Source organism: Natronorubrum halobium, assembly GCF_051351675.1.
In the GTDB taxonomy this organism is placed as follows: Archaea; Halobacteriota; Halobacteria; order Halobacteriales; family Natrialbaceae; genus Natronorubrum.
This window is the reverse complement of the sequence record NZ_CP195595.1, coordinates 2,238,839-2,265,349: the sequence shown is the minus strand read 5'-3', so window position 1 is coordinate 2,265,349 and position 26,511 is coordinate 2,238,839. Positions and strand designations below refer to the sequence as shown.

25 protein-coding genes are annotated in these 26,511 nt (G+C 64.9%); 21 read left to right on the top strand and 4 right to left on the bottom strand.

Annotated features, from left to right (window positions below):
* Positions 1 to 6 precede the first annotated feature (6 nt).
* Together ACSFC7_RS11285 and ACSFC7_RS11280 are read right to left on the bottom strand one after the other, a co-directional pair.
* Positions 7 to 972 carry a hypothetical protein gene (locus tag ACSFC7_RS11285; protein WP_436347780.1) on the bottom strand — a complete coding sequence of 322 codons (966 nt, stop codon included), beginning with the start codon at positions 970 to 972 and terminating at the stop codon, positions 7 to 9.
* Between the two features lie 220 nt (positions 973 to 1,192).
* Positions 1,193 to 1,624, bottom strand: a complete 432-nt coding sequence (locus ACSFC7_RS11280; RefSeq protein ID WP_436347779.1) for a PPOX class F420-dependent oxidoreductase — start codon at positions 1,622 to 1,624, stop codon at positions 1,193 to 1,195.
* A gap of 193 nt (positions 1,625 to 1,817) precedes the next feature.
* Between ACSFC7_RS11280 and ACSFC7_RS11275 the strand changes: the two genes are divergently transcribed.
* From ACSFC7_RS11275 to ACSFC7_RS11260, 4 genes are all read left to right on the top strand, one after another.
* A complete protein-coding gene (locus ACSFC7_RS11275; RefSeq protein ID WP_436347778.1) occupies positions 1,818 to 4,613 on the top strand; it encodes a class I tRNA ligase family protein in 2,796 nt (931 codons plus the stop codon).
* Positions 4,614 to 4,806: 193 nt separating this feature from the next.
* Positions 4,807 to 5,103: a HalOD1 output domain-containing protein gene (locus tag ACSFC7_RS11270; protein WP_436347777.1), complete on the top strand. Its 297-nt coding sequence runs from the start codon at positions 4,807 to 4,809 to the stop codon at positions 5,101 to 5,103.
* A gap of 120 nt (positions 5,104 to 5,223) precedes the next feature.
* Entirely contained in the window at positions 5,224 to 6,018 is a 795-nt protein-coding gene (locus ACSFC7_RS11265; RefSeq protein ID WP_436347776.1) for a J domain-containing protein, read from the top strand.
* Positions 6,019 to 6,121: 103 nt separating this feature from the next.
* The gene (locus tag ACSFC7_RS11260; RefSeq protein ID WP_436347775.1) at positions 6,122 to 6,727 is read left to right on the top strand and encodes a DUF420 domain-containing protein; all 606 of its coding nucleotides are present in this window, start codon (positions 6,122 to 6,124) and stop codon (positions 6,725 to 6,727) included.
* 364 nt (positions 6,728 to 7,091) lie between these two features.
* Here the strand turns inward: ACSFC7_RS11260 and ACSFC7_RS11255 are convergent, their stop codons facing one another.
* Together ACSFC7_RS11255 and ribH are read right to left on the bottom strand one after the other, a co-directional pair.
* Positions 7,092 to 8,240, bottom strand: a complete 1,149-nt coding sequence (locus ACSFC7_RS11255; protein WP_436347774.1) for a pyridoxal phosphate-dependent aminotransferase — start codon at positions 8,238 to 8,240, stop codon at positions 7,092 to 7,094.
* A gap of 18 nt (positions 8,241 to 8,258) precedes the next feature.
* The gene (gene ribH / locus ACSFC7_RS11250) at positions 8,259 to 8,690 is read right to left on the bottom strand and encodes a 6,7-dimethyl-8-ribityllumazine synthase (protein WP_436347773.1); all 432 of its coding nucleotides are present in this window, start codon (positions 8,688 to 8,690) and stop codon (positions 8,259 to 8,261) included.
* 180 nt (positions 8,691 to 8,870) lie between these two features.
* Here ribH and tuf point away from each other — a divergent pair, with 180 nt between their 5' ends.
* From tuf to ACSFC7_RS11165, 17 genes are all read left to right on the top strand, one after another.
* Entirely contained in the window at positions 8,871 to 10,142 is a 1,272-nt protein-coding gene (gene tuf / locus ACSFC7_RS11245) for a translation elongation factor EF-1 subunit alpha (RefSeq protein ID WP_436347772.1), read from the top strand.
* Positions 10,143 to 10,307: 165 nt separating this feature from the next.
* Positions 10,308 to 11,522: a 5-(carboxyamino)imidazole ribonucleotide synthase gene (locus ACSFC7_RS11240; protein ID WP_436347771.1), complete on the top strand. Its 1,215-nt coding sequence runs from the start codon at positions 10,308 to 10,310 to the stop codon at positions 11,520 to 11,522.
* A 55-nt stretch (positions 11,523 to 11,577) separates the two neighbouring features.
* The gene (locus ACSFC7_RS11235) at positions 11,578 to 12,210 is read left to right on the top strand and encodes an AIR carboxylase family protein (RefSeq protein ID WP_436347770.1); all 633 of its coding nucleotides are present in this window, start codon (positions 11,578 to 11,580) and stop codon (positions 12,208 to 12,210) included.
* Between the two features lie 316 nt (positions 12,211 to 12,526).
* Positions 12,527 to 12,940, top strand: a complete 414-nt coding sequence (locus ACSFC7_RS11230; RefSeq protein ID WP_436347769.1) for an NADH-quinone oxidoreductase subunit A — start codon at positions 12,527 to 12,529, stop codon at positions 12,938 to 12,940.
* Positions 12,937 to 13,644, top strand: coding sequence for an NADH-quinone oxidoreductase subunit B (locus ACSFC7_RS11225; protein WP_436347768.1), 708 nt, complete (start codon positions 12,937 to 12,939; stop codon positions 13,642 to 13,644). The genes ACSFC7_RS11230 and ACSFC7_RS11225 overlap by 4 nt, the downstream gene beginning before the upstream one ends.
* Positions 13,641 to 15,299, top strand: coding sequence for an NADH-quinone oxidoreductase subunit D (locus ACSFC7_RS11220; RefSeq protein WP_436347767.1), 1,659 nt, complete (start codon positions 13,641 to 13,643; stop codon positions 15,297 to 15,299). The genes ACSFC7_RS11225 and ACSFC7_RS11220 overlap by 4 nt, the downstream gene beginning before the upstream one ends.
* Positions 15,300 to 15,301: 2 nt before the next feature.
* Positions 15,302 to 16,390, top strand: a complete 1,089-nt coding sequence (locus ACSFC7_RS11215; RefSeq protein ID WP_436347766.1) for a complex I subunit 1/NuoH family protein — start codon at positions 15,302 to 15,304, stop codon at positions 16,388 to 16,390.
* On the top strand, positions 16,387 to 16,848 hold the full coding sequence (locus tag ACSFC7_RS11210) for a NuoI/complex I 23 kDa subunit family protein (RefSeq protein WP_436347765.1): 462 nt from the start codon (positions 16,387 to 16,389) through the stop codon (positions 16,846 to 16,848). Before ACSFC7_RS11215 ends, ACSFC7_RS11210 begins: the two co-directional genes overlap by 4 nt.
* A 2-nt stretch (positions 16,849 to 16,850) precedes the next feature.
* On the top strand, positions 16,851 to 17,120 hold the full coding sequence (locus tag ACSFC7_RS11205) for an NADH-quinone oxidoreductase subunit J (protein ID WP_436347764.1): 270 nt from the start codon (positions 16,851 to 16,853) through the stop codon (positions 17,118 to 17,120).
* Positions 17,117 to 17,611 carry a hypothetical protein gene (locus tag ACSFC7_RS11200; protein WP_436347763.1) on the top strand — a complete coding sequence of 165 codons (495 nt, stop codon included), beginning with the start codon at positions 17,117 to 17,119 and terminating at the stop codon, positions 17,609 to 17,611. Before ACSFC7_RS11205 ends, ACSFC7_RS11200 begins: the two co-directional genes overlap by 4 nt.
* Positions 17,608 to 17,913, top strand: coding sequence for an NADH-quinone oxidoreductase subunit NuoK (gene nuoK / locus ACSFC7_RS11195; protein WP_436347762.1), 306 nt, complete (start codon positions 17,608 to 17,610; stop codon positions 17,911 to 17,913). Before ACSFC7_RS11200 ends, nuoK begins: the two co-directional genes overlap by 4 nt.
* A 1-nt stretch (position 17,914) precedes the next feature.
* A complete protein-coding gene (nuoL, locus tag ACSFC7_RS11190) occupies positions 17,915 to 19,963 on the top strand; it encodes an NADH-quinone oxidoreductase subunit L (RefSeq protein ID WP_436347761.1) in 2,049 nt (682 codons plus the stop codon).
* Positions 19,963 to 21,486: a complex I subunit 4 family protein gene (locus tag ACSFC7_RS11185; RefSeq protein WP_436347760.1), complete on the top strand. Its 1,524-nt coding sequence runs from the start codon at positions 19,963 to 19,965 to the stop codon at positions 21,484 to 21,486. Before nuoL ends, ACSFC7_RS11185 begins: the two co-directional genes overlap by 1 nt.
* Positions 21,486 to 23,015 carry an NADH-quinone oxidoreductase subunit N gene (locus tag ACSFC7_RS11180; RefSeq protein ID WP_436347759.1) on the top strand — a complete coding sequence of 510 codons (1,530 nt, stop codon included), beginning with the start codon at positions 21,486 to 21,488 and terminating at the stop codon, positions 23,013 to 23,015. Before ACSFC7_RS11185 ends, ACSFC7_RS11180 begins: the two co-directional genes overlap by 1 nt.
* Positions 23,016 to 23,143: 128 nt before the next feature.
* A complete protein-coding gene (locus ACSFC7_RS11175; RefSeq protein WP_436347758.1) occupies positions 23,144 to 24,700 on the top strand; it encodes a DHH family phosphoesterase in 1,557 nt (518 codons plus the stop codon).
* Between the two features lie 111 nt (positions 24,701 to 24,811).
* Positions 24,812 to 25,618 carry a CBS pair associated ParBc domain-containing protein gene (locus tag ACSFC7_RS11170; protein ID WP_436347757.1) on the top strand — a complete coding sequence of 269 codons (807 nt, stop codon included), beginning with the start codon at positions 24,812 to 24,814 and terminating at the stop codon, positions 25,616 to 25,618.
* Between the two features lie 105 nt (positions 25,619 to 25,723).
* Positions 25,724 to 26,494, top strand: a complete 771-nt coding sequence (locus tag ACSFC7_RS11165) for an NAD(P)-binding oxidoreductase (RefSeq protein WP_436347756.1) — start codon at positions 25,724 to 25,726, stop codon at positions 26,492 to 26,494.
* The last annotated feature ends 17 nt before the right edge of the window (positions 26,495 to 26,511 follow it).

The following is a 26,511-nucleotide window of genomic DNA, read 5'->3' as shown; positions in this document are numbered from 1 at the left end:
CGAGGGTCAGTCGTCGTCCTGTCCGGGTGGCCCGCCGTCTCCCTGTCCGGGCGGACCGTCTCCGTCCGGTCCGCCCGGTCCATCGTCGTCATCAGTGTCAGCGTCGCCGCCGTCCGCATCGTCCTCGTCGTCGGCATCGGTGTCGTCGTCACCGCCGTCCGCATCGTCCTCGTCGTCGGCATCAGTGTCGTCGTCGCCACCGCCATCGTCGGCATCACCGCCATCGTCCGCTTCTTCGGTGGCGTCGCCGGTGTCTTCGTCTCCGGTCTCGTCGTCGAAAATATCGCCGATATCGTCGGTATCGTCTCCCTCATCGGCGTCGTCCTCGCCGTCGACGTCGTCGAACGGACCGTTCGGTTCGTCGGGCCCGTCATCGTCGTCGAACGGATCATCCGGCGGCCCATCGTCGCCGAACGGGCCGTCGCCGCCGAACGGATCCTCGTCCGGCCCGTCATCGTCGTCCTGTCCGGGTGGGTCGTCATCGTCTTGTCCCGGCGGTCCATCGTCGTCATCATCTTGTCCTGGCGGGCCGTCATCGTCTTGTCCCGGCGGGCCGTCACCGTCCGGTCCGGGTGGTTCGGTATCATCGTCTGACCCGTCCAGCGAGTCGTCGTCGGTCCGTTCTTCCTCGTCGGTCTCTTCGGGTTCACCGTCGGATTCGGAATCGATATCGGCCGATTCGTCGGTATCTGACTCGGTATCATTCGACTCGTTGTCGGGATCTGACTCGGTATCGTCCGACTCATTGTCGGGATCGAGGTCCGTCGACGGCGTTTCGTTACTCGAGTCGTTCGCCGGCGACTCCTCCGCCGATTCGTCACCCGGGCCGGGCATGCCCGGCCCCATCCCCGGAGCGAACACCATCGCGAGCGCTCCGAACGTGAGCAACACGATGAGGACGGTCACCAGCAACGTCGACGCTGCCGGTATCGGATCGTCGTCCGGCTCCGGATCGTCGTCTGAGCGAGCCATTCGGTTATCCACCCTTTCGGGCCGACGGGCTTTGTTAAGCCCAGCCCAAAGCTCGCAGTATCGATCGAGGTGGCCGTTTCCGAACGGGTATTCATCGCCCTTCGAGATCGCTACAGCGGGCCCGCGCGGTCGCTGCACCGATGGCCGGACACGACGGCGTCTACACGTTGGCCGAAATCCGACCCACGTTCTCGGGACGTTTCCCTACACGTCCGGACCGCTACTCGTACTCGCGTCCGCGGGCGACGACGTGCTCGGCGGGAATCCGAACGATGACGCGCGGTTCGTCTTCCTCGTCGTGGTGGGGGTACTCCTCGGCGTCGAGGTACTGGCGGGCCAACTCGTCGATGTGATCGTCGGCACCGTCCTCCGAGAGCGTTGCGCTGCCGCGAACGGACACGTAGCGGTACGGATCGTCGGGATCGACGATCGAGATCGAGACCGCCGGGTTCGTTCGAATGTTGCGTTCCTTGGTGCGGCCGCGGAGCGTGTTTATCAGCACGGCCTCCCCGTCGTCGTGGTCGACCCAGACGGGACTGCTCCGTGGGTGGTCGTCCGAACCGATCGTCGCGATGTGGCCGAACGATCGCTTCTCGAGGATGTCGCGGTGCGATTCGGGGATCCGTCCGCTGTGGGTTTCGAAAGCTCCCATCATCACTGACGATCGTCGGAACCGGTTTCGGCCTTTCGATACGATCGATTCCCGCGTATCGAAATCTCACGCGAAGTGCCGCGACGATTCCGTTCAAAACGATGCCTCCGCCGTCGTCGCCCCCTCGCTCCGCCGGCCGACCGAACAATGATATAGCCGGCACTACCACTATTCGGCACGAGCGCCCGCTACAATGAGCAATCACTACGATCACGCGCAGGTCCAGGAGTTCTGGCAGTACGTCTGGGAGCGCGACGACGTCTACGCGCTGCCCGAGGACGCGACGGATCCGACCTACGTCCTCGGGATGTTTCCCTACACGTCCGGGACGCTCCACATGGGACACGTTCGCAACTACGCGATCACCGACGCCTACGCACGATACCGCCGGATGCAGGGCGACGACGTTCTCCACCCGATGGGGTGGGACGCGTTCGGTCTCCCCGCCGAGAACGCCGCGTTCGAGCGCAAGACGGACCCCCAGTCGTGGACGGAGGCGTGTATCCGTCGGATGCGCGAGGAACTCGAGACGATGGGCTTCGGCTACGACTGGTCGCGGGAGATCACCACCTGCGAACCGGAGTACTACCGGTGGAACCAGTGGCTGTTCAAACGGCTCTACGAGGCGGGTCTCGTCGAGTACGAGGCCGCGTCGGTCAACTGGTGTCCCGACTGCGAGACCGTTCTCGCGGCGGCGCAGGTCGAGGAGCGCGAGGTCGAACGAAGTGAGACCTCGGCGTTAGCGAGCGGTGAGGCCGCGAGTCGCGAGGACGAACACAGCGAGTCCTCGGATCGAGGGAGCGGCGAAGCCGCGAGCCGCGAGCACGAGCGGGTTTGCTGGCGCTGTGAGACGCCCGTCGGCCGGCGCGAACTCGACCAGTGGTTCTTCACCATCACCGACTACGCCGAGGAACTCCACGACGGCCTCGCGGACCTCGAGGGCTGGCCCGACGGCGTCCGCGAGATCCAGCGAAACTGGATCGGTCGTCAGGAGGGAACCCGCATTTCGTTCGAGGTGCCCGACTACGACGGCGATGACGACGCTGGCACCGTCGACGTCTTCAGCACCCGGCCGGAGACGGTCTACGGCGCCACGTATCTGGCCGTTTCGCCGGGCCACGACCTCGCGCGGGAACTCGCCGAGACGGACGACGCCGTCGCCGACTACGTCGACACGGTTCGCGAGCAGGATCCGAGCGAGGTCGGGTTCGCGGGCGTCGAGACGGACGTAACGGCGATCCACCCGCTCACCGGCGAGGAACTGCCGGTCTACGTCGCCGGCTACGTCCTCGACGATGTCGGTACCGGGGCCGTGATGGGCGTCCCCGCGCACAACGAGCGCGATCACACGTTCGCGCTCGAGCACGACCTCCCCATCGAACAGGTCGTCATCCCCAGTACTCCGGACAAACGCACCAGCCTCGAGGACGGACCCTACACCGACGAGGGCATCCTCGAGCACAGCGGCGAGTACGACGGCCTCGAGAGCGACGTCGCCCGCGAGCGGGTCGTCGCCGAGCACGACGCGCTCGAGGAAGACGTCACCTACCGCCTGCGCGATTGGCTGATCTCCCGGCAGCGCTACTGGGGGACGCCGATACCGGTCGTCCACTGCGAGGACTGCGGCCACGTCCTCGTGCCGGACGAGGAGCTGCCAGTCGAACTGCCCGAGTTCGTTCGGACGACGGGGAACCCGCTCGAGGCGCACGATTCCTTCCGCGAAACGGAGTGTCCCGACTGCGGCGGGTCGGCCCGCCGCGAGACGGACACGATGGACACGTTCGTCGACTCCTCGTGGTACTTCCTGCGATTCCTCTCGCCGCACCTCGAGGACGCCCCCTTCGACACCGAACTCGCCGACGAGTGGCTGCCGGTCGACGTCTACGTGGGCGGCGAGGAACACGCCATCCTCCACCTGCTCTACACGCGATTCTTCACGAAGGCGCTGGCCGATCTGGACCTGCTCGATCGGCGCGAACCGATTACGGAACTCAGGAGCCAGGGAACGGTGCTGTACGACGGCGAGAAGATGTCCAGTTCGAAGGGGAACGTCGTCGCGCCACAGGAGTACGGCTCGGAGACGACGCGGCTGTTCGTCCTCTCGGCGGCCCATCCCGAACAGGACTTCGAGTGGACCGCGAACAACGTGCGCGGGGCCTACGACCTCCAGCAGACGCTGTACGGCATGGCGGCCGCGTTCGTCGAGGAGGGCGACACGCGCGTCGAGCGACTGGACCACGACGAGTACATCGCTCGCGAGATCGATCGGACGATCGCCGCGGTCACCGAGGAGTACGATCGGTTCCGGTTCCACCGGGCCGCGACGGAGATTCAGGAACTGGCCCGCCTGCTCCGGCGCTACCGCGAGTACGATCGGCCACACGGCGAGATCTACCGACGAGGGCTGCTGGCGCTGGCCGCGCTGATCGCGCCGATGGCACCGCACCTCGGCGAGGAGTGCTGGAACAAACTCCGCGGCGACGGGCTGGTCGTCGAAGCCGACTGGCCCGAGCCCGAGGGCGACCTCGACGACTACCGACGCGAGCGCCAACTCGTCGAAACCACCCTCGCGGACGTCCGGGACATCGTCGATACGGCAGCAATCGACGATCCGGAGCGGATCGAACTCGTCGTCGCACAGGAGTGGAAGTACGATGTGCTCCGACTCGTCGACGACCGCGTCGACGAGACGCTCGCCGACGTCGATACCGGTTCGCTCGTCGATCAGGTCCTCGAGACTGACGCAGTGAGCGGACTCGAGGTCGATCGCGAAACCGTCGCCACGTTCGTTGCCGATCTGATCGACCGCGGAGAACGCGCGGATCTCGAGCACGTGCTCGCGGCCGCGGACGAACTGGCGCTTCTCGATCGAAGCAGCTGGCTCGTCACCGACGAGTTCGACGCCGACGTCGTCGTCCGCCGAGCGAGCGACGACGCCGAACTGGCAGAGCGGGCACGGCCGGGGAAACCCGCGATCCGTATTCGGTAACGATCGATTATCTTGTCATCGAGAGAATAGCAATCATCGACTTCTCGTGCGAACGAACCGCCCGATCGCTCGAAATCGCTAGGGGACAGTTTCGTTACGAATCCTTCGATATCGAAGGTGATCGGCCGTATTTTTGTCAGAATCGAGATCAAGAAGGACAGTTTTATTCCATCGGATTCGGTAGGGTACCAGTATGACGGAGGGGGACGGCGACAGTGTCGACACGTCGTATCAGCAAGTGCCGAGCCAGAAAGTTATCAAAGCCATCGCTGCGGCGGAAGGAATTCCACCCGAACAGTTGCATCCGCCGGCGTACGAGTCGTTGCACACTGTCATCGATCCCGAAGCACTCGACGCGCTCTTTGCACCCCGATCCGACGGCACACCGCGTCCCGGCGGTGAAGTCTCGTTTCCGTTCTGTAATTACGACGTTACCGTCGAACGCGATGGGTCGGTAGTACTCGAAGAACGAACCGAGTCCACGGAGTAGCGACACCCCTCGCTCGAGTCGCGAACGGCGGACGACGAGTCACGAATCCACCCCGCAATTGCCGGTCGGCGCTCGCCGGACGGAAAGACTCTTTTCGTCGACGGGTCGTACTACGGGACGATGGAGAGCCACTACGAGGTCCTCGGCCTCTCGCCGACCGCCGACGAGCAGGCGGTTCAGCGAGCCTACCGGACCCTCCTGAAGGAACACCATCCGGACCAGGGTGGCTCTCGAGAACGCTTTCTCCGGATCAAGGAGGCCTACGAGGTGATCGTCGGGGAACAGCCACCGGGCGAACGCGAAACCGACGGCGGAGCGATTGCGGATTCGCGTGGCAGTGCGAGCAGTCCCCGGCCAACCCGTTCGACGTACGATCCCGACGCGCGGACGACCGGGGATTCTCCCATCGACGGGCACGAAACGCTGACAGTCGGCGGCCAGTATCTCACGCTTACCCTCTCCGCGCTGGTCCAGGACGTCTCCCTCGCCGACCTCGTCGACGAGTACGTCCCTCCCGCGATCGATCGGACGGTCGCCTTCTTCCGCGTCCACAACACGAGCTCGAAGGAACGCTCCTGGCGAGGGACGGCGAACACGAGTTTCATCGGCGACGACGGCTTTCTCTATCAGGGCTCGAGTATCGTCACGCCACACGCCGAGCAACTGCCCGAGCGGTGGTGTGGGACCGACGTCGATATCCGACCCGGTCGAGCGCTCGATGCGGTCGTCATCGCCCAGGAGATGCCACCGGACGTCTCCGTCGAGCAGATTTTATACACCCAGCACGCCGCCGGGGACGACGCGAACAGCGCTTCCGGGGGCGACAGCACGACCGGTGACGAGACCGAACGGTACCTCTTCGAACTCCGCCCGCTCGTGCGCGAACGGCTCGATAGACTCCCGTTTCGGAAGTAACGATACTCCCGGTTGGGGGACTGAGAACGAGCTATCCGGCCGCTATCACCCCTCTCGGTCCGGAACAACAAGACAAATACGCGGGCTATCCTAACCCTCGATAATGGCAACCGCCGACGCGAAACGACGGCTCCGAGAGCGGCCGATGGGTGTCACGATCTTCCTGTCGATCGTCGGCTACGCGCTCGTCATCGGAACGTTCGTGCTCGACCTGCCGATCTATCCGGATCTCACGCTCGGGCAGGTCAACGTCCTCACGCACGCGATCGCCGTCATCAACGCGGTCACGACGGTGTTGCTGGTCGCCGGCTGGTACTGGATCCGAGTCGGCGAGATCGAGAAACACCGCAAGTCGATGATCAGCGCGTTCGCGTTGATTCTGCTCTTCCTCGTCACCTACCTGACCCGCGTCGGCGGCGGCGACGGCGAGAAGCTCTTCGTCGGCCCCGATACGGTCTACTACGCCTACCTGCTCATGCTGGCGATCCACATCTTCCTCTCGATCGTGGCCGTTCCGGTCGTGCTCTACGCGCTGATCCTCGGCTTGACGCACACGCCGTCGGAGCTTCGACAAACCTCCCACGCTCGAGTCGGACGGATCGCCGCTGGTGCGTGGGTCCTGAGCCTCGTCCTCGGCGTCGTCACCTACCTGCTGCTCAATCACGTCTTCAGCTACGAGTTCGGGATGGTTTTCGTCCCGCTGTTCTGACGTTCCTCCCTGTTCGAGGCTGTACCAGCAACTCGCGACCAGTACTGCTGGTGAACCGCCTCGGGGTCAAGCCCCGAGGCACTCGGCCTGCTCCGCCTGTAGAAACTCCATTTCGGACCGACCGAACCACCTGCGGTGGCACGTGCTGAACCGTAGTGAGCGATGCGAGGCGCGAACGGAGTGAGGGCCGAATGCGAATAGCGCGGGACCAGAGGTCCCGCGTACCGCGAGGAGAAATCGGCGGGAGAGGACGTGGAAGTCACCGTTGCCGGTGTGAGCAGCACGCTCGAGACAACCAGTATTTGTTCCAAAAACGGGAATATAACGACCGTATAGTCGTCGTACTCGTTATAACGTCGAACGCCTACAGGTAACCTTCCTCGGCCAGTCGCTCGATCCCTTCCTCGAGTCGCTCCTCGCTCGCGGCGTAGGAGATCCGCGCGTAGCCGGGCGTCCCGAACGCGCTGCCGGGGACGGTGGCGACGTGGGCGTCCTCGATCGCACCCTCACACCAGGCCTGATCGTCTTCTGCAACGGGCAGCATCATGTAGAACGCACCATCGGGAACGGCGACGTCGACGCCGTGTTCGTCGAGCAGGTCGACGACCAAATCGCGGCGCTCCTCGAACGCTTCGGCCATCTCCGAGACGGCCTCGTCGGTGTTCTCGAGCGCTTCGATCCCGGCGTGCTGGACGAAGTTCACGGCCGAGGAGACCGAATGGCTGTGCAGCTTGCCCGCCTGGTCGATCAGCTCCTCGGGGCCGGCGAAGTAGCCGAGCCGCCAGCCGGTCATCGAGTAGGCCTTCGAGAAGCCGTTGACCGTGATCGTGCGGTCGGCCATCCCCTCGAGCGTGCCGAGGCTCGTCGGCTCGACGCCGTAGGTGATCTCCTTGTAGATCTCGTCGGAGATGACGGTGATGTCGTGCTCGACGGCCAGATCGCGGACGCCCTCGAGTGCGGCGTCGGAGTAGACGGCACCGGTCGGGTTCGACGGCGAGTTGACGATCAGCAGTTCGGTGTCGTCCGATACTGCGGCTTCGAGGTCGTCGAGGGCGGGCTCGAGCTGGAAGTCGGAGTCGGAGAGATCGACGCGAGTCAGATCGCCGCCAGCCATTTCGACCATCGCCTCGTAGGAGACCCAGGCGGGGTCGAGGAGCGCGACTTCGTCCCCGTCGGCGATCAGGGCCTGGACGATCTCGTAGAGCGCCTGCTTCGCGCCGGGCGTGACGATGATGTTCTCCGGGCCGTGATCGAGGCCGTCGTCGGCCAGTTTGTCGGCGATCGCTTCGCGCAGGTCGATGATGCCGGCGGAGGTGGTGTAGCCGGTGTGGCCGGCGTCCATCGCGTCCTGGCCGGCGTCGACGATGTTCTGGGGCGTCGGGAAGTCGGGTTCGCCGACGGAGAGGTCGACGACGTCTGCGCCGTCGTTCTCGAGTTCGGTGGCGAGCGCGGAGATGGCGAGCGTTGCGGACGGTTCGACTCGGGTCAGGCGGTCGGTGAATTCCATGGTCATTGTGCTGAATTGGTGATGTTACGCTGAATCTGCTGGTCCGTCGGGGTCGGGAAGTTCGTCCACGAGGTCGAGCGCCCCGTCGACGGCTTTCGCCGCGTTTTCGACGCGTTCGCGGGATTCGGCGGCGGACATACCGGGACCCGTCACGCCCAGCGTTACCGGGGTGTCACGCTCGAGGCTCACGTCGGCGAGCCGCTGGGCGGCTGCGTCCGTGATCACCTGATCGTGGTCGGTGTCGCCGGTGATGACCGTCCCGATGACGGCGACGGCGTCGACGGCCTCGAGGCGGGCGAGTCGGTCCGCCGCGAGGGGCGCGTCGTACACGCCCGGAACGGTGACCGTCTCGTACACCTCGGCACCCGCGGATTGGGCTGCCTCGAGTGCCTCCTGCTCCATCTGCTCGGTGATCGGACGGTTGAACTCCGCGACCACCAGTCCGAGCGTGGTCATATGCCAGCGGTGGAGAGGGTGAGTAAAAGAGGTACCGTTCTCGGCGAGCGAATCGGGCCGTAGTGGGTGAATCGAACACGGGGTATCGACGCGACCACTATCTCCGTTTCCGAACGATCAGGAAGTGCTGGACAAGGGTTTACGAGTGAACGCCGAGTAGATGTTACTAGCTGATCACATATGAGCGCAGACAGCCAACACCAGAACCTGGCCATCATCGGCCACGTCGACCACGGGAAGAGTACGCTCGTCGGACGACTCCTCTACGAGACGGGGAGTATCCCCGAGCACGTCATCGAACAGCACCGCGAAGAAGCAGAAGAGAAGGGAAAAGGCGGTTTCGAGTTCGCCTACGTCATGGACAACCTCGCCGAGGAGCGAGAGCGCGGTGTCACTATCGACATCGCTCATCAGGAGTTCTCGACCGACGAGTACGATTTCACGATCGTTGACACGCCCGGTCACCGCGACTTCGTCAAGAACATGATCACCGGTGCGAGTCAGGCCGATCACGCCGTCCTCGTCGTCGCCGCCGACGACGGCGTCGCGCCCCAGACCCAGGAGCACGTCTTCCTGGCCCGAACCCTCGGTATCGACGAACTCATCGTCGCGGTCAACAAGATGGACGTCGTCGACTACGAGGAGTCAACGTACGACGAGGTCGTCGGCGAAGTCGAGCAGTTGCTCAAGCAAGTCCGGTTCCAGACCGACGACGCCTCGTTCATCCCGATTTCGGCGTTCGAAGGCGACAACATCGCCGAAGCCTCCGACAACACGCCGTGGTACGACGGCCGTACCATACTCGAGGCACTCAACGACCTCCCCGAGCCTCAGCCGCCGACGGACGCGCCGCTCCGACTCCCGATCCAGGACGTTTACACGATCTCGGGGATCGGCACCGTCCCGGTCGGACGAATCGAGACGGGTATCATGAACGTCGGCGACAGCGTCTCCTTCCAGCCCAGCGACGTGGGCGGCGAAGTGAAGACGATCGAGATGCACCACGAGGAAGTCCCGGAAGCACGACCGGGTGACAACGTCGGATTCAACGTCCGCGGCATCGGCAAGGACGACATCCGCCGCGGTGACGTCTGCGGTCCCGCAGACGACCCGCCGAGCGTCGCCGAGACGTTCCAGGCCCAGATCGTCGTCATGCAACATCCTTCGGTCATTACAGCCGGCTACACGCCGGTTTTCCACGCCCACACGGCGCAGGTCGCGTGTACGATCGAATCCATCGACAAGAAGATGGATCCCGCCAGTGGCGAGGTCGCCGAGGAGAACCCCGACTTCATCCAGTCGGGTGACGCTGCTGTGGTCACCATCCGACCACAGAAACCCCTCAGCATCGAGCCATCGAGCGAGATCCCCGAACTCGGGAGCTTCGCCATCCGCGACATGGGTCAGACCATCGCGGCCGGCAAGGTCCTCGAGGTCCACGAACGGCAGTGACGCTCACGCGGCTGAGCAGTCAGACGCGGTCCTCGAATCGACCGCGTCAGCCACGGTCGGACCGCTCGCGGAACTGAGAGAAGAACGCGCTGACGAGGTGGCCGGCCGTCGGGACCGGTCGCGGATTACCAATTCTTAAGCGTAATCGCCGTCAACCGGCGCGCAATGACAACGCTACGGACGCCAGGCCCGACGATCGGAGTCGTCGGCGGGGGACAGCTCGGACGGATGCTCGCCGAGGCGGCATCGCCGCTGGGCGTCGAGGTCGTCGTGCTCGATCCGACGCCGGACTGCCCGGCCGCGCCCGTCGTCCGCGATCAGATCGTCGCCGACTTCGACGACGAAGCGGGGATCCGCGAACTCGCCGCCCGCGCGGACGTGCTCACGTTCGAGATCGAACTCGCCGACCAGGACGTCTTAGAGCGCGTCAGCGAGGACTCGGGGACGCCGGTCCATCCGAAGCCGTCGACGCTGCGGACGATCCACGACAAACTCGTCCAGAAGCGGGAACTCGAGGACGCCGGAATCCCCGTCCCGCCGTTCCGGGCGGTCGACGACGCCGACGACGTTCGCGACGCCATCGACGACTACGGCGCGCCGGTGATGCTCAAAGCGCGAACGGGCGGCTACGACGGCCGGGGGAACGTCCCCGTCGAGTCGAAAGACGAAGCGGCGGCGGCCCTCGAGTCGGTCGCCGGTCCCGCGATGGTCGAAGCCTTCGTCGAGTTCGAGCGCGAGGTATCCGTCATCGCGGTGAAGGGAGACGACGAGAGTACCACGTTCCCGCTGGGCGAGAACATCCACGTCGACGAGATACTCAGGGAAACCATCGTGCCCGCACGCACGAGCGAGGCAGCGACGGAGCGAGCCTACGAGGTCGCGCGGGACGTGCTCGAGGTCATGGACGGGCGCGGCGTCTACGGAATCGAGTTGTTTGAAACGAGCGAGGCGCCACGCGCCTCGGAAGACTCGAGCGGGCAAAGCCCGCAAGAGGCCGACGGCGACATCCTGCTCAACGAGATCGCCCCGCGCCCGCACAACTCCGGCCACTGGACCATCGAGGGCGCACGGAGTTCGCAGTTCGAACAGCACGCTCGAGCGGTCCTCGGCTGGCCGCTTGGCTCGACCGAACTCCGCTCGCCGACGGCGCTGGCGAACCTGCTGGCCGACGTTGCGGAAACGCAGGACGCGCGGTTGCGACACGTCGACCGCGTGCTCGAGACCCCCGGTGCGAACCTCCACTGGTACGGCAAGCGCCAGGCCCGTCCGGGGCGCAAGATGGGACACGTTACGGTCTCCGGGCGCGACGAGGACGCGACTGTCGAGGACCTTCTCGAGACCGCGCGCGAACTCGAGGACGCGGTGACGTTCCGGTCGTAATCCCGACGATAGCGTTTACCGCGAATTGAAGTCACCCGCGCGACCAGTAGCAGCTATGAGCGACACCGTCGCCGACCTGATCGACCGGTTACACCGCGAGGCCGAACAGGACCGTCCGTCCGAGGAAACCCCCGACGTCGGCATCGTCATGGGCAGCGACTCGGATCTCGAGGTCATGATGACCGGCGGGACGCGCCGCGGCGCGTACGACGCCTTCATCGACGAACTCGGCTTCGGCGAGCAGACCGACTTCGAGAGCCCGCCCGAGGAGCGCTTTACGTTCGAGACGTACGTCACCTCCGCCCACCGCACGCCGGACTTAATGACGGCTTACGCCGAGACGGCCGAGGATCGCGGCCTCGAGGTCGTCATCGCCGGCGCGGGCGGCAAGTCCGCGGACCTGCCGAACATGACCGCCTCGATCGCGTACCCGCTGCCGGTGATCGGCGTCCCCGTTCAGGAGAAGTCCGTCGACAGCGTCATCGGGATGCCCACCGGCGCGCCGCTCGTGGCCGTCGACGCCGGGAAATCGTTCAACGCGGCGCTCTCTGCGGCCCAAATTCTGGCGCGCCAGTACGACGACGTTCGCGACCGACTCGTCGCCTACCACGACGGCCTCCGCGAGGGCGTCGGGACGGTCTCTCGAGAGCTACACGACGGAGGTACGGTCGACTTCTCGACCCAGTAAATTTTATCCCGCATCGCTATTCGAGCAATCGAATGGCGGGCGATACCGACACTCTCTAAAACTGATCATTCGTTCGGTTGCCGGTATCGCGATCTCGTCGTGCGCACTCGGGCACCCGGCCGCAGCCTTGCGATTTTCGAGTTCGAGTAATCCGGGAATACCGATTCGCTCGCTCCTGAAATGTACATATATAGTTTAAGGTGATTATTCGAGAGGGATCTATCCCGCGGAAGTCGCCGGTATGGCCCGTCTGCGGCCGCAAAACGAACAATCAACCCTTATATGCGTGGGGTATGAATCTCCGAACGTTACGGAGATGAACGACTGGATCGCTATCGGGATGCTGGCGCTCGTGGGGGTGTCGATACCACTCGGCATGATGGTGGTGTCCTACCTCTTGCGGCCGTCGGTTCCCGAAACGAGTAAACGTGCCACCTACGAGAGTGGCGAGGTACCTACCGGCGGGACACGCATCCGCTTCAACATCCAGTACTACATGGTTGCGCTTCTGTTCGTGGTCTTCGATATCGAGACCGTCCTCCTGTTTCCCTGGGCGGTCGTCTATCAGGATGCGCTGGCCTCCCCGGAGTACGGACTGCTCGAGGCGCTCGGCCCGATGCTGCTGTTCGTCGCCATCCTCCTCGTCGGACTCGCGTGGGCGTGGCGCACCGGTGCAGTACAGTGGGCACAGACACCTCGTCAGGCAGCGTCCGATACTGACCGACAATGAGTAGTGACAATCCACGGCAATCGATCTACGATAGCACCGCACCGTCGACGGACACCCGCGACTCGCGGATCGGCGAAGGTCCCGACGACCGGTTCAACTCCAAACTGCGGGAGGCGTTCGGCTCGACGCCGTTCATCCTCACGAAGTTCGACAAGTTCATGAACTGGGTGCGGGGCAACTCGATGTTCATGCTGCAGTTCGGAATCGCCTGTTGCAGCATCGAGATGATCCACACGTACGCGATCAAACACGACCTCGACCGCTTCGGCGCCGGGGTTCCCCGCGCCTCGCCGCGACAGGCCGACGTGATGATCGTCCCCGGGACGATCGTCTCGAAGTTCGGTCCCCGTATGAAGCGCGTCTACGATCAGATGCCCGAACCCAAGTTCGTCGTCGGGATGGGCTCGTGTACGATCTCCGGCGGTCCCTTCCAGCACGGCTACAACGTCGTCAAGGGCGCCGAGGAGATCATCCCCATCGACATCCACGTTCCCGGCTGTCCGCCCCGCCCGGAGGCGCTGGTCTACGGCGTCGCCAAACTCCAGGAGCGGATCCGGAACGGCGAATCCTCACCCGTGGTCGTCAAACCCTACGAACTCGAGCAGTTCGGCGATCTGGAGAAGGACGAGCTCGTACAGAAACTCGCGAGCGAGATCGACGAGGACGACCTCGTCATGCGCTACAACTGGGCTGATTCACCATGAGCACGGGACTCGAGCGAACACAGCCATCAGTTGAGGTCACCGAAGACGACCTCGAGGCGCTGCTGGGCGACCGCGCGCTCGCGCGGGACGATCACCTGAACGCGCCGGGATTCGTGATCCGACCGGACGACGTCCAAGACGTCCTCTCGGATCTGCGGGACGAGGCCGGGTTCGATCACCTCTCCTGTCTCACCGCCCAGCAGTACGAGGATCGGTACGAATCGATCTACCACATGAAGAAGTACGCCGATCCGACGCAGGAGGTCTCGATCGTCGTGCCGACGGCGGTCGACGACCCCGTCAGCCAGTCCGTCGAACCGGTGTTTCGGACGGCGGACTGGCACGAACGCGAGGCGTTCGACCTCGTCGGGATCGACTACGAGGGTCACCCGGATCCGCGACGGATCCTCCTGCCCGAAACCTGGCAGGGACACCCGCTGAGCCTGGATTACGACCAGGAGAAGCCACAGCTGGTTACCCTCACCGAACACGCCAATCCGATTCAGCCCGACCACCACGACACCGAGTCGGACACGATGTTCCTCAACATCGGTCCCCACCACCCCGCGACCCACGGCGTGCTCCACGTCAAGACGGTGCTAGACGGCGAGACGGTCGTCGACGTCGACCCCGACGTCGGCTACCTGCACCGCTGCGAGGAGCAGATGTGCCAGAACGGCACCTACCGCCACCAGATCATGCCCTATCCCGACCGGTGGGACTACGTCTCGGCCGGCCTGCTGAACGAGTGGGCTTACGCCCGCACGGCCGAGGATCTGGCAGAGATCGAAGTGCCCGAGTACGCCCAGATCATCCGGACCATGGGCGCCGAACTGTGCCGAATCGCCTCGCACATGCTCGCGCTCGGAACCTTCTGTCTGGACGTCTACGGCGACTTCACCGCCGTCTTCCAGTACGCGTTCCGCGATCGGGAGGTCGTCCAGGATATTCTGGAGGACCTCACCGGCCAGCGGCTGATGTTCAACTACTTCCGACTCGGCGGGGTCGCCTGGGACCTGCCCGAACCCCGCGACGAGTTCATCGCGAAGACCCGGGACTTCCTCGACGAACTCCCAGCGAAGGTCGACGAGTACAACGACATGGTCACCTCGAACGAGATCTTCCAGGCCCGGTGTATCAACACGGGCGTGCTGGAACCCGAGGTCGCCAAGGACTACGGCTGTACCGGTCCCGTCGCACGCGGCTCCGGGGTCGACTACGACCTCCGACGCGACGACCCCTACGGCTACTACCCCGAACTCGACTGGGACGTCGTGGTCGAGGACGGCTGTGACAACTACAGCCGCGTCCTCTGTCGGATGCAGGAAGTCGAGGAGTCCGCGAAGATCATCGAGCAGTGTCTCGACCTGCTCGAGGACTGGCCCGAGGACGAGCGAACCGTCCAAGCCAACGTCCCGCGGACCCTCAAGCCCGACGCGGACGCGGAAGTCTACCGCGCCGTCGAAGGTGCGAAGGGCGAACTCGGAATCTACATCCGATCCGACGGCACCGACAAACCGGGCCGATTCAAGATCCGAAGCCCGTGTTATCACAACCTCTCGGCGCTCGGTGAGATGACCCAAGGGGAGTACATCCCCGACTTGATCGCCTCGCTCGGCAGTCTCGACATCGTTCTCGGGGAGGTGGACCGGTAAGTATGTTCGGCGCAATGGCACGGGCGCCGCTGCAGAACGACGACACCGTCTTGCTCCCCGAACGAATCGGGGACCTGACGGGACTCGATCAGTTCGGTACCGGCGGCGAACTACTCGCCATCTTCCTGGCGGCGTTCTTCGTCGGCAACCTGATGCTGGCGATGACCGGCGTCGCCGGGCCGTGGGCGAAACGGAAGATCACCGCTGCGTTCACCGACCGGATCGCCGTCAATCGGCTCGGTCCCGCCGGCTTACTGATCATCGTCGCCGACTCCGTGCGCCTGCTCTCGAAGGAGCTGATCATCCCCGAGAACGCCGACCGACCGGCCTACGACCTCGCGCCGATCGTCGTCGCCTCCTCGGCACTGCTCGGCTTCGCCGTTATTCCGATGGGGAGCGGGATCCACCTCGCCGACCCCGAAGTCGGACTGGCGTACGTCTTCGCGGTGGCCGGCATCGCGAGTATCGGCCTGGTGATGGCCGGCTACGCGTCCGCGAACAAGTACTCGATGCTCGGCGGTCTCCGTGCGGTCGCCCAGAACATCGCCTACGAGATCCCGCTGGTCGTCACCGGGATGTCGGTCGTCATCTTCGCCGGCTCCCTGCAGATGAGCACGATCGTCGAGGCCCAGGCGGCGCCGCTGCTCGATCTCGGCGTCGTCTCGATTCCGGCGTGGTACGCGCTCGTCAACCCGTTCGCGTTCGTGTTGTTCCTGCTGGCGAACTTCGCGGAGGTCGGTCGGAACCCCTTCGACACGCCCGAAGCGCCGACCGAGATCGTCGCCGGCTACCAGACCGAGTACTCCTCGGTCTACTTCGTGTTGATCTACCTCGGGGAGTTCATCCACATCTTCCTCGGCGGGGCGATCATCGCGACTATCTTCCTCGGCGGACCGGCCGGACCGGTCCTGCCGGGCATCGTCTGGTTCATCATCAAGATCTGGGCGGTGTTCCTGCTGACTCAGTGGCTCCGATCCGCGGTGCCGCGGGTCAGGATCGACCAGCTGATCGAGATCGGCTGGAAGGGACTCCTCGTCCTCTCGTTTGCGAATCTCGTACTCACCGCGGTAATTGTGGGGCTGATAGCATGATCGGACTACTCAAATCCATGGCCACGACGATGAAACACGCACTGGATGGCTCGACGTTCACCGTCGAGTATCCCGAAACCGCACCCGATGTCTCGCCGCGGTTCAGGGGCGTCCACAAGTTCAGCCAGGAGCGCTGTATCTGGTGTCGCCAGTGCGAGAACGTCTGTCCGAACGACACGATACAGATCGTGATGGACGACCAGCGCAACGGCGAACAGTACAACCTCCACATCGGCCAGTGTATCTACTGCCGGCTCTGCGAAGAGGTCTGCCCCGTCGACGCCATCCTGCTCACCCAGAACTTCGAGTTCACGGCGGACACGAAACACGACTTCGTCTACAACAAAGAGCAGTTGAAGGCCGTACCGTGGTACAAGGACATCGACCCGCTCGAGTCGCGCGAACCCGACCGAGGCGCGTGGATCGGCGAGGGAGAGGGGGACGTCGATTACCAGTAACAATGTTAGAAACGATTGCGTTCGCGGCATTCGCGTTCGTGACGCTCGCCAGCGCGCTGGGCGTGGTCCTCCTCGAGGACCCGTGGCACTCGGCGCTCATGCTCGGCGTGGCGCTGATGAGCATCGCGGTGCACTTCGTCATGCTGGCGGCGGAGTTCGTCGCCATGATGCAGATCCTCGTCTACGTCGGCGGAGTGCTGGTGCTCATTACGTTCGCCGTGATGCTCACCCAGCGTGAGGAACCGGCGTCCGAAGAGGTGGTACAGGCATGACGACCGGGCCGAAACTCAGACTCGGGCGGACGCTCGCGCCCGGGCTGCTGGCCGTCGCGCTGTTCGGTCTGATGGCGCTGATCGTCCTCAACACGTCGTTCCAGCCGATGGCCGCCGGCGGCTTCGAGGTGGAGTCGATCACCGCCGCGATCGGCTACGCGCTGTTCGATTTCGCGGCGCTCCAGGAGTCCGACGGCGTGACGGGCACCGAACCGTTCCTCGCCGCGTTCCTGTTGATCGCGGTCGCCCTCGACGCGGCGCTCGACGCCTCGCTCGTCCTCGCGAAACGCGAGGAAGACGGCGAGCCCGTCTCGGCGCTCGGGAGTACGGGTCCCAGCGACGCCGCTCCCGGTACCGGTTCCGGCGACTCGAGCGGCTTCGGTTACTCCGAACCGACGTCGACGGACGGCGGTCCCGCCGCCGAAGACGCGAGTTTCGAGGACGACGCGACCGACGCCGACGCGGAGTCGGCGGGAGGTGACGATCGATGACGGTCGCCGTCGAGTACTACGTGCTGCTGTCGATGGGCCTGTTCTGTATCGGCCTGTTCGGCGTGCTGACGCGTCGTAACGCACTGATGTTCCTGATGTCCGTCGAACTCATGCTGAACGCGGCGAACATCAACCTGATCGCCTTCGCGTTCTATCACGGCAACCTCACGGGGCAGGTGTTCGCGCTGTTTACGATGGCGCTCGCCGCCGCGGAGGTCGCCGTCGGCCTCGGGATCATCCTGGTGTTGTACCGCAACTTCCGTGACGTCGACGTCACGGTTCCGACGACGATGAGGTGGTAAGATGGTAGGAACAGGTGCAGGTCCATTCGGTTACGCTCCGGCGATTGCATTGTTCCCGCTCGTGGCGTTCGTCGTCGTGCTCGCCTTCGGCAAGTGGCTGCCGAAGAAGGGTGCGATTCCGGGCATCATCGCGACGACAGGTTCGTTACTGTTCTCGCTGTGGATGCTGGCGACCGTCGCTGGCGGTGAAGTGGCTCACGAGACGCTGTATGAGTGGACGGTCAGCGAGACGGTCCCGAGCGAGGTCGGCGCGGAAGGTATCTCGTTCACCTTCGGCATGCTGATCGACCCGCTTTCGGCGCTGATGCTGGTCATCGTCTCGCTCGTCGCGTTCCTCGTCCACGTGTTCAGTCTCGGCTACATGAACGCCGAGGGCGAGACCGGGCTGCCGCGATACTACGCCAGTCTCGGCCTCTTTACGTTCAGCATGCTCGCTTTCGTCTACGCGGACAACCTGCTGATGGCGTTCATGTTCTTCGAACTCGTCGGCCTCTGTTCGTACCTGCTGATCGGGTTCTGGTTCCGCACGAAATCGGCACCCTCGGCAGCGAAGAAGGCGTTCCTGGTCACCCGCTTCGGTGACTACTTCTTCCTGGTGGGGGTCGTCGCCATCGCGGCGACGTTCGGGACGGTCGCGTTCGCCGGTGACGACTCGTTCGTCGTCGCCGCCGAGACCGCCATCGACGACGGCGCGACGCTGTTCGGCTTCGACGCCCAGACCTGGGTGACGATCACCGGACTGCTCGTGCTGGGCGGTGTGCTGGGCAAATCCGCCCAGTTCCCGTTCCACACCTGGCTGCCGGACGCCATGGAAGGCCCGACCACCGTCTCCGCGCTTATCCACGCGGCGACGATGGTTGCGGCCGGCGTCTACCTCGTCGCACGGATGTTCGGCTACTACGCGCTCTCCCCGACCGCACTGTCGATCATCGCCTTCGTGGGCGGCTTCACCGCGCTGTTCGCGGCCACGATGGGCGTCGTCAAAGACGACATCAAACAGGTGCTGGCGTACTCGACGATCAGCCAGTACGGCTACATGATGCTCGGACTCGGCGTCGGCGGCTACGTCGCCGGCGTCTTCCACCTCATGAACCACGCCTTCTTCAAGGCGCTCCTGTTCCTCGGTGCCGGGGCCGTCATCATCCTCATGCACCACGAACAGGACATGTGGAAGATGGGCGGGCTCAAGGACAGAGCGCCCGTCACCTACTACACGTTCCTCGCGGGCGCGCTCGCGCTCGCCGGGATCGTCCCGTTCTCGGGCTTCTGGTCCAAGGACGAGATTCTGTACGACGCGCTCATCGTCGGCTTAGAGCAGCCGATCATCCTCGCGGCGTACGCGATGGGACTGGTGGCCGTCTTCTTCACCGGCTTCTACACCTTTCGGATGGTCTTCCTGACCTTCCACGGTGAGCCTCGCACGGACGTGGCCGAGGATCCGCACCCGGTCGGCTGGTCGATCAAGATCCCGCTGATCACGCTGGGGACCCTCGCGGTCGTCGCGGGCGTCGCGAACCTCGCGCCGATCGCCAAACTCGCGGGAGCGGACATCACGTTCCTCGAGTTCTGGCTCGACGGTGAGTACGGCTACGTCGAGGGGCTGACCTACCACGACTACCACGACACGGTGGCCTTCGACGAGGGGTACGTCGGCTCGGATACGGTCACGATGCTGCTCGGTGCCGGACTCTCGCTCGGACTGGCGCTCGCGGGCGCGTTCGCGGCACACACGCTGTACAACGTCCCCGACCCGACTCGACACACGGAGAAGCTGGGCGGCGCGTACCACGTCCTGCGGCGCAACTACTACCAGGACGAGTACCAGGTCTGGCTCGCGCGCGGACTCACGCTGCCGCTCTCCCGAGCGGCGGATCGCTTCGACCAGACCGTCATCGACGGGACGGTCAACGGCGTCTCGACCGCCAGCCTCTTCGGAAGTAGCTGGGTGAAACGACTACAGACGGGTATCGTGACGAACTACGCGGCGTTGATCGTCGCCGGGTTCATCGCCTTACTGGTCTTCCTCGGCGTCTACGGAGGGTGGTTCTGATGATGATCGAAGCACTAATCGCGGTCGCACTGATCGGCGCGCTCGTCACGTTTATCGCGCCGAACCGTATCGCGGGCAAACTGGCGTTCGCCATCAGCCTGGTGCCGGCCGCGCTCAGCATCTGGATGTTCACGGCGTTCGACGGCAGCGGCAACGCCTTACTCGACGGCACGCTCGCCTTCGAATCTCACCTCGAGTGGATCCAACTCGGCGAGTACTCGATCTCGTGGTTCGTCGGCGTCGACGGCATCAGCCTGCCGCTCGTCGTGCTGACGACGATCCTCTGTTCGCTCGCGATTATGAGTTCGTGGACGCCGATCGACACCCGCGAGTCCCAGTTCTACGGACTCATCCTCTTCATCGAAGCGAACCTGATCGGCGTCTTCACCGCACTGGACTTCTTCCTCTGGTTCATCTTCTGGGAAGCCGTGCTGATCCCGATGTACCTGCTTATCGGCGTCTGGGGCGGCCCGCGCCGGAAGTACGCCGCGATCAAGTTCTTCGTCTACACGAACGTGGCGTCGCTCGTGATGTTCGGTGCGTTCATCGCACTGGTCTTCGGCCTCGGCGACGGCGTGACGAGCTTCGCACTGCCGGAGATCGCCGACGCGATGCTCACCGACGGACCCGACGGCCTGTTCGGACTCGAGGGAACCACCCTCGCCTCCGTCGTCTTCGTCGCGATGTTCCTCGGCTTCGCCGTGAAGGTGCCCGTCGTCCCGTTCCACACGTGGCTGCCGGACGCTCACGTTCAGGCGCCGACGCCCGCGTCGGTGCTGCTGGCCGGCGTCCTGCTGAAGATGGGGACCTACGCCCTGCTCCGGTTCAACTTCACGATGTTTCCGGATCAGGTCGCGACGTACGCGGTTCCGATCGCCGCCATCGCCGTGATCAGCGTCATCTACGGCGCGATGCTCGCGTTGGCCCAGACCGACCTGAAGCGGATCGTCGCCTACTCTTCGGTGTCGTCGATGGGGTACGTCATCCTCGGACTCGTCGCCTACACCCAGTTCGGGGTCGGCGGCGCGACGTTCCAGATGGTCTCGCACGGCCTCATCTCGGGGCTGATGTTCATGGCCGTCGGCGTCATCTACAACGCCACTCACACCCGGCTCGTCACCGACATGTCCGGGATGGCCGACCGGATGCCGATCGCCGTCGGCATCCTCGTCGCCGGCGCGTTCGGCTACATGGGGCTGCCGTTGATGTCCGGCTTCGCCGCGGAGTACTTCATCTTCTTCGGCGCGTTCGGTGCCGGCTTCGACTACGCCCCGCTCTTTACGGCGCTCGCGATGTTCGGCATCGTCATCGTCGCCGGCTACCTGCTCTTCGCGCTCCAGCGCACCGTCTTCGGGCCGTACGAACTCGAGACCGACTACGACGTGGGTCCCGCCCCGCTGCACGACGTCGCCCCGATGTTCGTGCTGCTCGGGCTCATCATCGCCCTGGGCGTGGCTCCCGACCTGATCTTCGAGATGATAACCGACGCAGTCGATCCGATCCTGAACGGAGGTGAGCTGTGATGGCACTGTTCCAACTCGCGGACTGGACCGCGCTCGCACCGGCGTTGATTCTGGCGGGGACGGCGCTCGCGCTGTTCGTCTTCGACAGCATCTCGCCGCACTCGACCAACCGCTCGCTGCTCGCGGGCACCGCGGCCGGCGGCGCGCTCGCGTCGCTGGCCGTCGCGGTCTGGTTCACCGTCGCCGGCGTCGGCACGCCGACGGTCGACGGCGGACTCGGCGAGATCGATCCGATCCACGGCTTCGTCGTCGACCAGATGGCGCTGTACTTCATGATCATCGTGGCCATCGTCACGGCCCTGATCGTGGTGGCCAGCTACGACTATCTGGTCGGTCACGCCTATCAGGCCGAGTACTACTCGCTGGTCGTCCTCGCGGCGACCGGCATGTCGATGATGGCCGCCGCCGACAGCCTCGTGACGATCTTTATCGCCCTCGAGCTGGCGAGTCTGCCGTCGTACGCGCTCGTGTCGATCCTCAAGGACAACCGCGGCAGCGTCGAAGCCGGGCTGAAGTACTTCCTGATCGGCGCGCTCTCGTCGGCGATCTTCCTCTACGGCATCTCGCTCGTCTACGGCGCGACGGGCTACCTGGAACTCGCCGCCATCGCCGAGGTCATCGCCGACGGCGAGGCCGACGCCTACGGCGGCCTGCTCGGACTCGGCATCCTCATGCTGATCGGCGGCTTCGCGTTCAAGACGGCCAGCGTGCCGTTTCACTTCTGGGCCCCCGAGGCCTACGAGGGCGCACCCGCACCGATCAGCGCGTTCCTCTCCTCGGCGTCGAAGGCCGCCGGCTTCGTCGTCCTCTTTCGCGTGTTCACGGAGGCGTTCCCGCTCGCCGAGACGGCCGCGGTGATCGGCCTCGAGTGGACCCACGCGTTCATCGTCCTCGCGATCGTCACGATGACGGTCGGGAACTTCGCCGCGGCGACCCAGGACAACGTCAAGCGGATGCTCGCCTACTCCTCGATCGGTCACGCCGGCTACGCGCTGATCGGACTGGCGGGTCTCGGCGCGGGCAGCGAACTCGTGATGGGTGCGGCGATGATGCACCTGCTCGTCTACGGCTTCATGAACACGGGTGCGTTCCTGTTCGTCGCGCTGGCCGAACACTGGGGCGTCGGCCGCACCTTCGAGGACTACAACGGGCTCTCGACGCAGGCACCGGTCGCCTGTGCCGCGATGGCGGTCTTCCTGTTCAGCCTCGCGGGAATCCCGCCCTTCGGCGGCTTCTTCAGCAAGTTCTTCCTGTTCATGGGCGCCCTCGAGGCGTCGGCCGCGAACACGGCAATGCTCGCCGTGGCCGCCGCGCTCGTCGTCAACAGCGCGCTGTCGCTGTACTACTACTCGCGGCTGGTCAAGGCCCTCTGGATCGAGGAGCCCGCGACCACTCGCGATCGACTCGCCCAGCCGACCGGGCTCTACGCGGCGATCATCGTCGCCGCCGTGATGACGGTTCTCATCCTTCCCGGCTTCGGTCCGGTCGTCGACGCCGCACTCGAGGCCGCAGTGGCGGCCCTCGACTGATGCGGTCCGCTGTACCGATTCGGTAGCGCAACCGCAGGGCGGTTCGCGGTTGCATCGGAAATGACTCACAGCAGTCCGTACGGAAGGACCCGGTAGCTTTTCCCGCCCAGAGTTGCAATTCGAGATATATGGTTTTCCGGCTCGTGCTCGGGTGCGGAACAGTGGGACGCCACGTGGTCGAACAGATACCCGAGCGCACCGGTGACGCTCACGACAGACTGCTCGTCGTGACCGAGGACGAGAGCATCGTCGAGACGCTTCGCGATGAGAGCATTCCCGCCTGGTGTGCGGATCCGACCGATCCGGCGGTGATCGCGAACGTCGAACAGCCGGACGTGGTCTTCGTCGCCAGCGATCGCACCGACGTCAACCGGGCCGCCCTCGAACAAGCGCGCGAACGCTTTCCCACGGCGTCGATCGTGGCCTATCTGGGCGGGAACGTGACGTCGGCGGATCGAGCGCGATTCGAGGAGTTCGCGGATCACGTCGTCGACGCCAAGCGGGCGATGGTCGATCACGTCATCGACGGCGTCGCACGGCCCTCGGCCGGTGCTGCGATCGGCCTCCGGAAACAACTCGCGACGATCGACGGTCGACTGGCCGTCGTCATGCACGACAACCCGGATCCGGACGCCATCGCGAGCGCCGTCGCGCTGGTCGAGATCGCCGCGGAGGTCGGCGTCGACGCCGACGCCTGCTACTTCGGCGACATCTCCCATCAGGAGAATCGCGCGATGGTCAACCTGCTCGGTCTCGACCTCCGGAACCTCTCGCCCGCCGACTCCCTCGAGGAGTACGACGCGTTCGCGCTGGTCGATCACTCCCGACCGGGCGTCAACGATCAGCTTCCCGAGGACCTCCACGTCGACATCGTCATCGATCACCACCCGCCTCGCGGTCCCGTCCCCGGCGAGTTCGTCGACCTGCGTGAACACGCCGGCGCGACCAGCACCGTCATGACCGACTACCTCGAACGGTTCGGCCTCGAGCCCCGACGGGCGACCGCCACGGCGCTGCTGTACGGCATCCGGATCGACACGAACGACTTCACGCGGGAGGTGTCGCCGGCCGACTTCAACGCCGCCTCGATCCTGTGGCCCCACGTCGAGACGTCCATCCTGCGCCAGATCGAACAGCCGACGGTCGAAGGCGAAACGCTGGACACGATCGCTCGAGCGATCAAGAACCGGATCCAACACGACTCGGTCGCCGTCGCGAGCGTCGGTCGAATCGGCAACCGCGACGCGCTGCCGCAGGCGGCCGACCAGTTGCTGTCGATCGACGGCGTCGAGACGACGCTCGTCTTCGGCTTCAGAGACGAGATGGTGTTCCTCTCGGCGCGGTCGCGCGCGAGAGACGTCGACCTCGGGGAGACCCTCCGGGACGGGTTCGACCGGATCGGCAGCGCCGGCGGCCACGCCGACATGGCCGGCGCCCAACTCGAGATCGGTATCCTCGGGAGCGCGGACGACGAAGACGAGATCGAGTCGATCGTCAGCGTCGTCGAAGAGGTGATCACGAACCGATTCTTCGAAGCCATCGAGAGCCGTCCGGGCGTCTCCGTCGGCGCGTACACCCAGACCAGCGAGTGGCTGTTTACGGTCGACGAGGAGGACAGCGGCACCGCCGGTGACCCGGCACGCTCCGACGACGAGGGCGAACTGGAGGGCGGGGAGTCGGCCTAACCCGACACGGAACACAGCCGAAATCAGCGATAACTGAGGCCGAGAGCGAACAGTGCTGGCAGTCACCGGCGGGAGGACACGCTTTTGCGCGCGGAGTCCCTCGAATGGGGTATGGAGGTCGCGTCGGACAGGACCAAACCCCAGGTCAACGAGTACATGACGCGTGACGTGGTGACGGTCGCCCCCGACGAGACCGTCGGCGACGTCGCGACGCGGATCGCCGAGAGCGACGAACACAGCGGGTTTCCCGTCTGCGAACGGCGACGCGTGGAGGGCTTCGTCAGCGCCCGCGACCTGTTGCTGGCCGACGACGACGAACCGATTTTCAAAGTGATGACGACGGACCTGCTGGTCGCCCACCCCGACATGAAGGTGACCGACGCCGCCCGCGTCATCCTCCGATCGGGGATCCAGAAACTCCCCGTCGTCGACGACGCCGGCAACCTCGTGGGGATCATCTCCAACGCCGACGTCATCCGCAGTCAGATCGAGCGCGCCACGCCCGAGAAGGTGGGGAAACTGATGCGAACGCTCGAGCAGATCCACGACACCGAACTCGAGCAGGAACGGCGAACGGTCTCGCTGTCCAAACTTACCCCGACGCAGGGGCGAGTCTACGCCGACGAACTCGAGGGCCGACGATACGAACTCGAGCACGGACTGGCCGAACCGCTGGTGGTCATCGACAACGGCGGAACGCTGTTGCTCGCCGACGGCCACCATCGCGTCATGGCGTCGGATCGGTTGGGAATCGACGAGATGGACGCCTACGTCATCGTCGTCGATCGGGAGATCAAACTCGGCATGGCCGACACCGCGGAGAAAGAGGAACTCGAGCGGATCGACGATATCGACGTCGTCGACTACGCCCGCCATCCGCTCGTCGAGACGACGAAGCGGCTGCAGTCGGGGGAGTAGCCGACCGGTGTCGCGCCGGCTTCGACGCGATCTGTTCTCGAGCGCGACTGTCGGGCTTGCTGTCTACTGGTGAGGATTATCCGTCCCCGGACAGTAACCCGCTCGATGGCAGGTACCCCCTCCGGACTGACGGATGCCGACCGGGTTCTCGTCGCCGGCGCGAGCGGCGAAACGGGCCACGAACTGCTCTCCGTACTCCGACCCACCGACCTCACCGTCCGAGCGACGACGCGATCGTACGCGAACGTCGACATTCTCGAGCGACTCGGGGCGGACGACGTGATCGTCGCCGACTTCTTCGAGTCGGCCGACGCCGTTGCCGCGGTCGAGGGCTGCGACGTGGTCTACTGTGCGCTCGGGACGCCGCCGGGAGTGCGACACACGCTCGGCGGAAAACTGGTCGATCGGACCGGCGTCATCAACCTCGTCACGGCCGCGATGGGGGCGAACGCCTCCTATTTCGTCCACGAGAGCGCGATCGGCGTGGGAAGTTCGAAGAAGGGGCTGTCGCTGCCCGCCAGACTCCTGATTCGGGGCTCGCTCCGTGCCAAACGGGACGCCGAGAGGGCGCTGCGTCGGTCGGGCCTGGGATACACGATCGTTCGACCCGGCACGCTCACCAACGCGCCGCCCAGCGACGACCCCGTCGTCGGCGAGGGCGGCGACTCGGTGGCGGGATCGATCCCGCGGGCCGACGTCGCCCGCCTGATGGCCGCCGCTCCGTTTACTCCCGACGCGTACGATCGAACGCTCGAGGTCGTCTGTCGCGGCGGTCTGAGCGAACCGCCCCGGAACCTCGTCGACATCGACTGGGCGTTCGACCGTCTCGACGGCTACGAACGGGAGCGAACCGGCCGAGACCGAGCGCAACGCTGAAATCGGCCGTCGTCGGA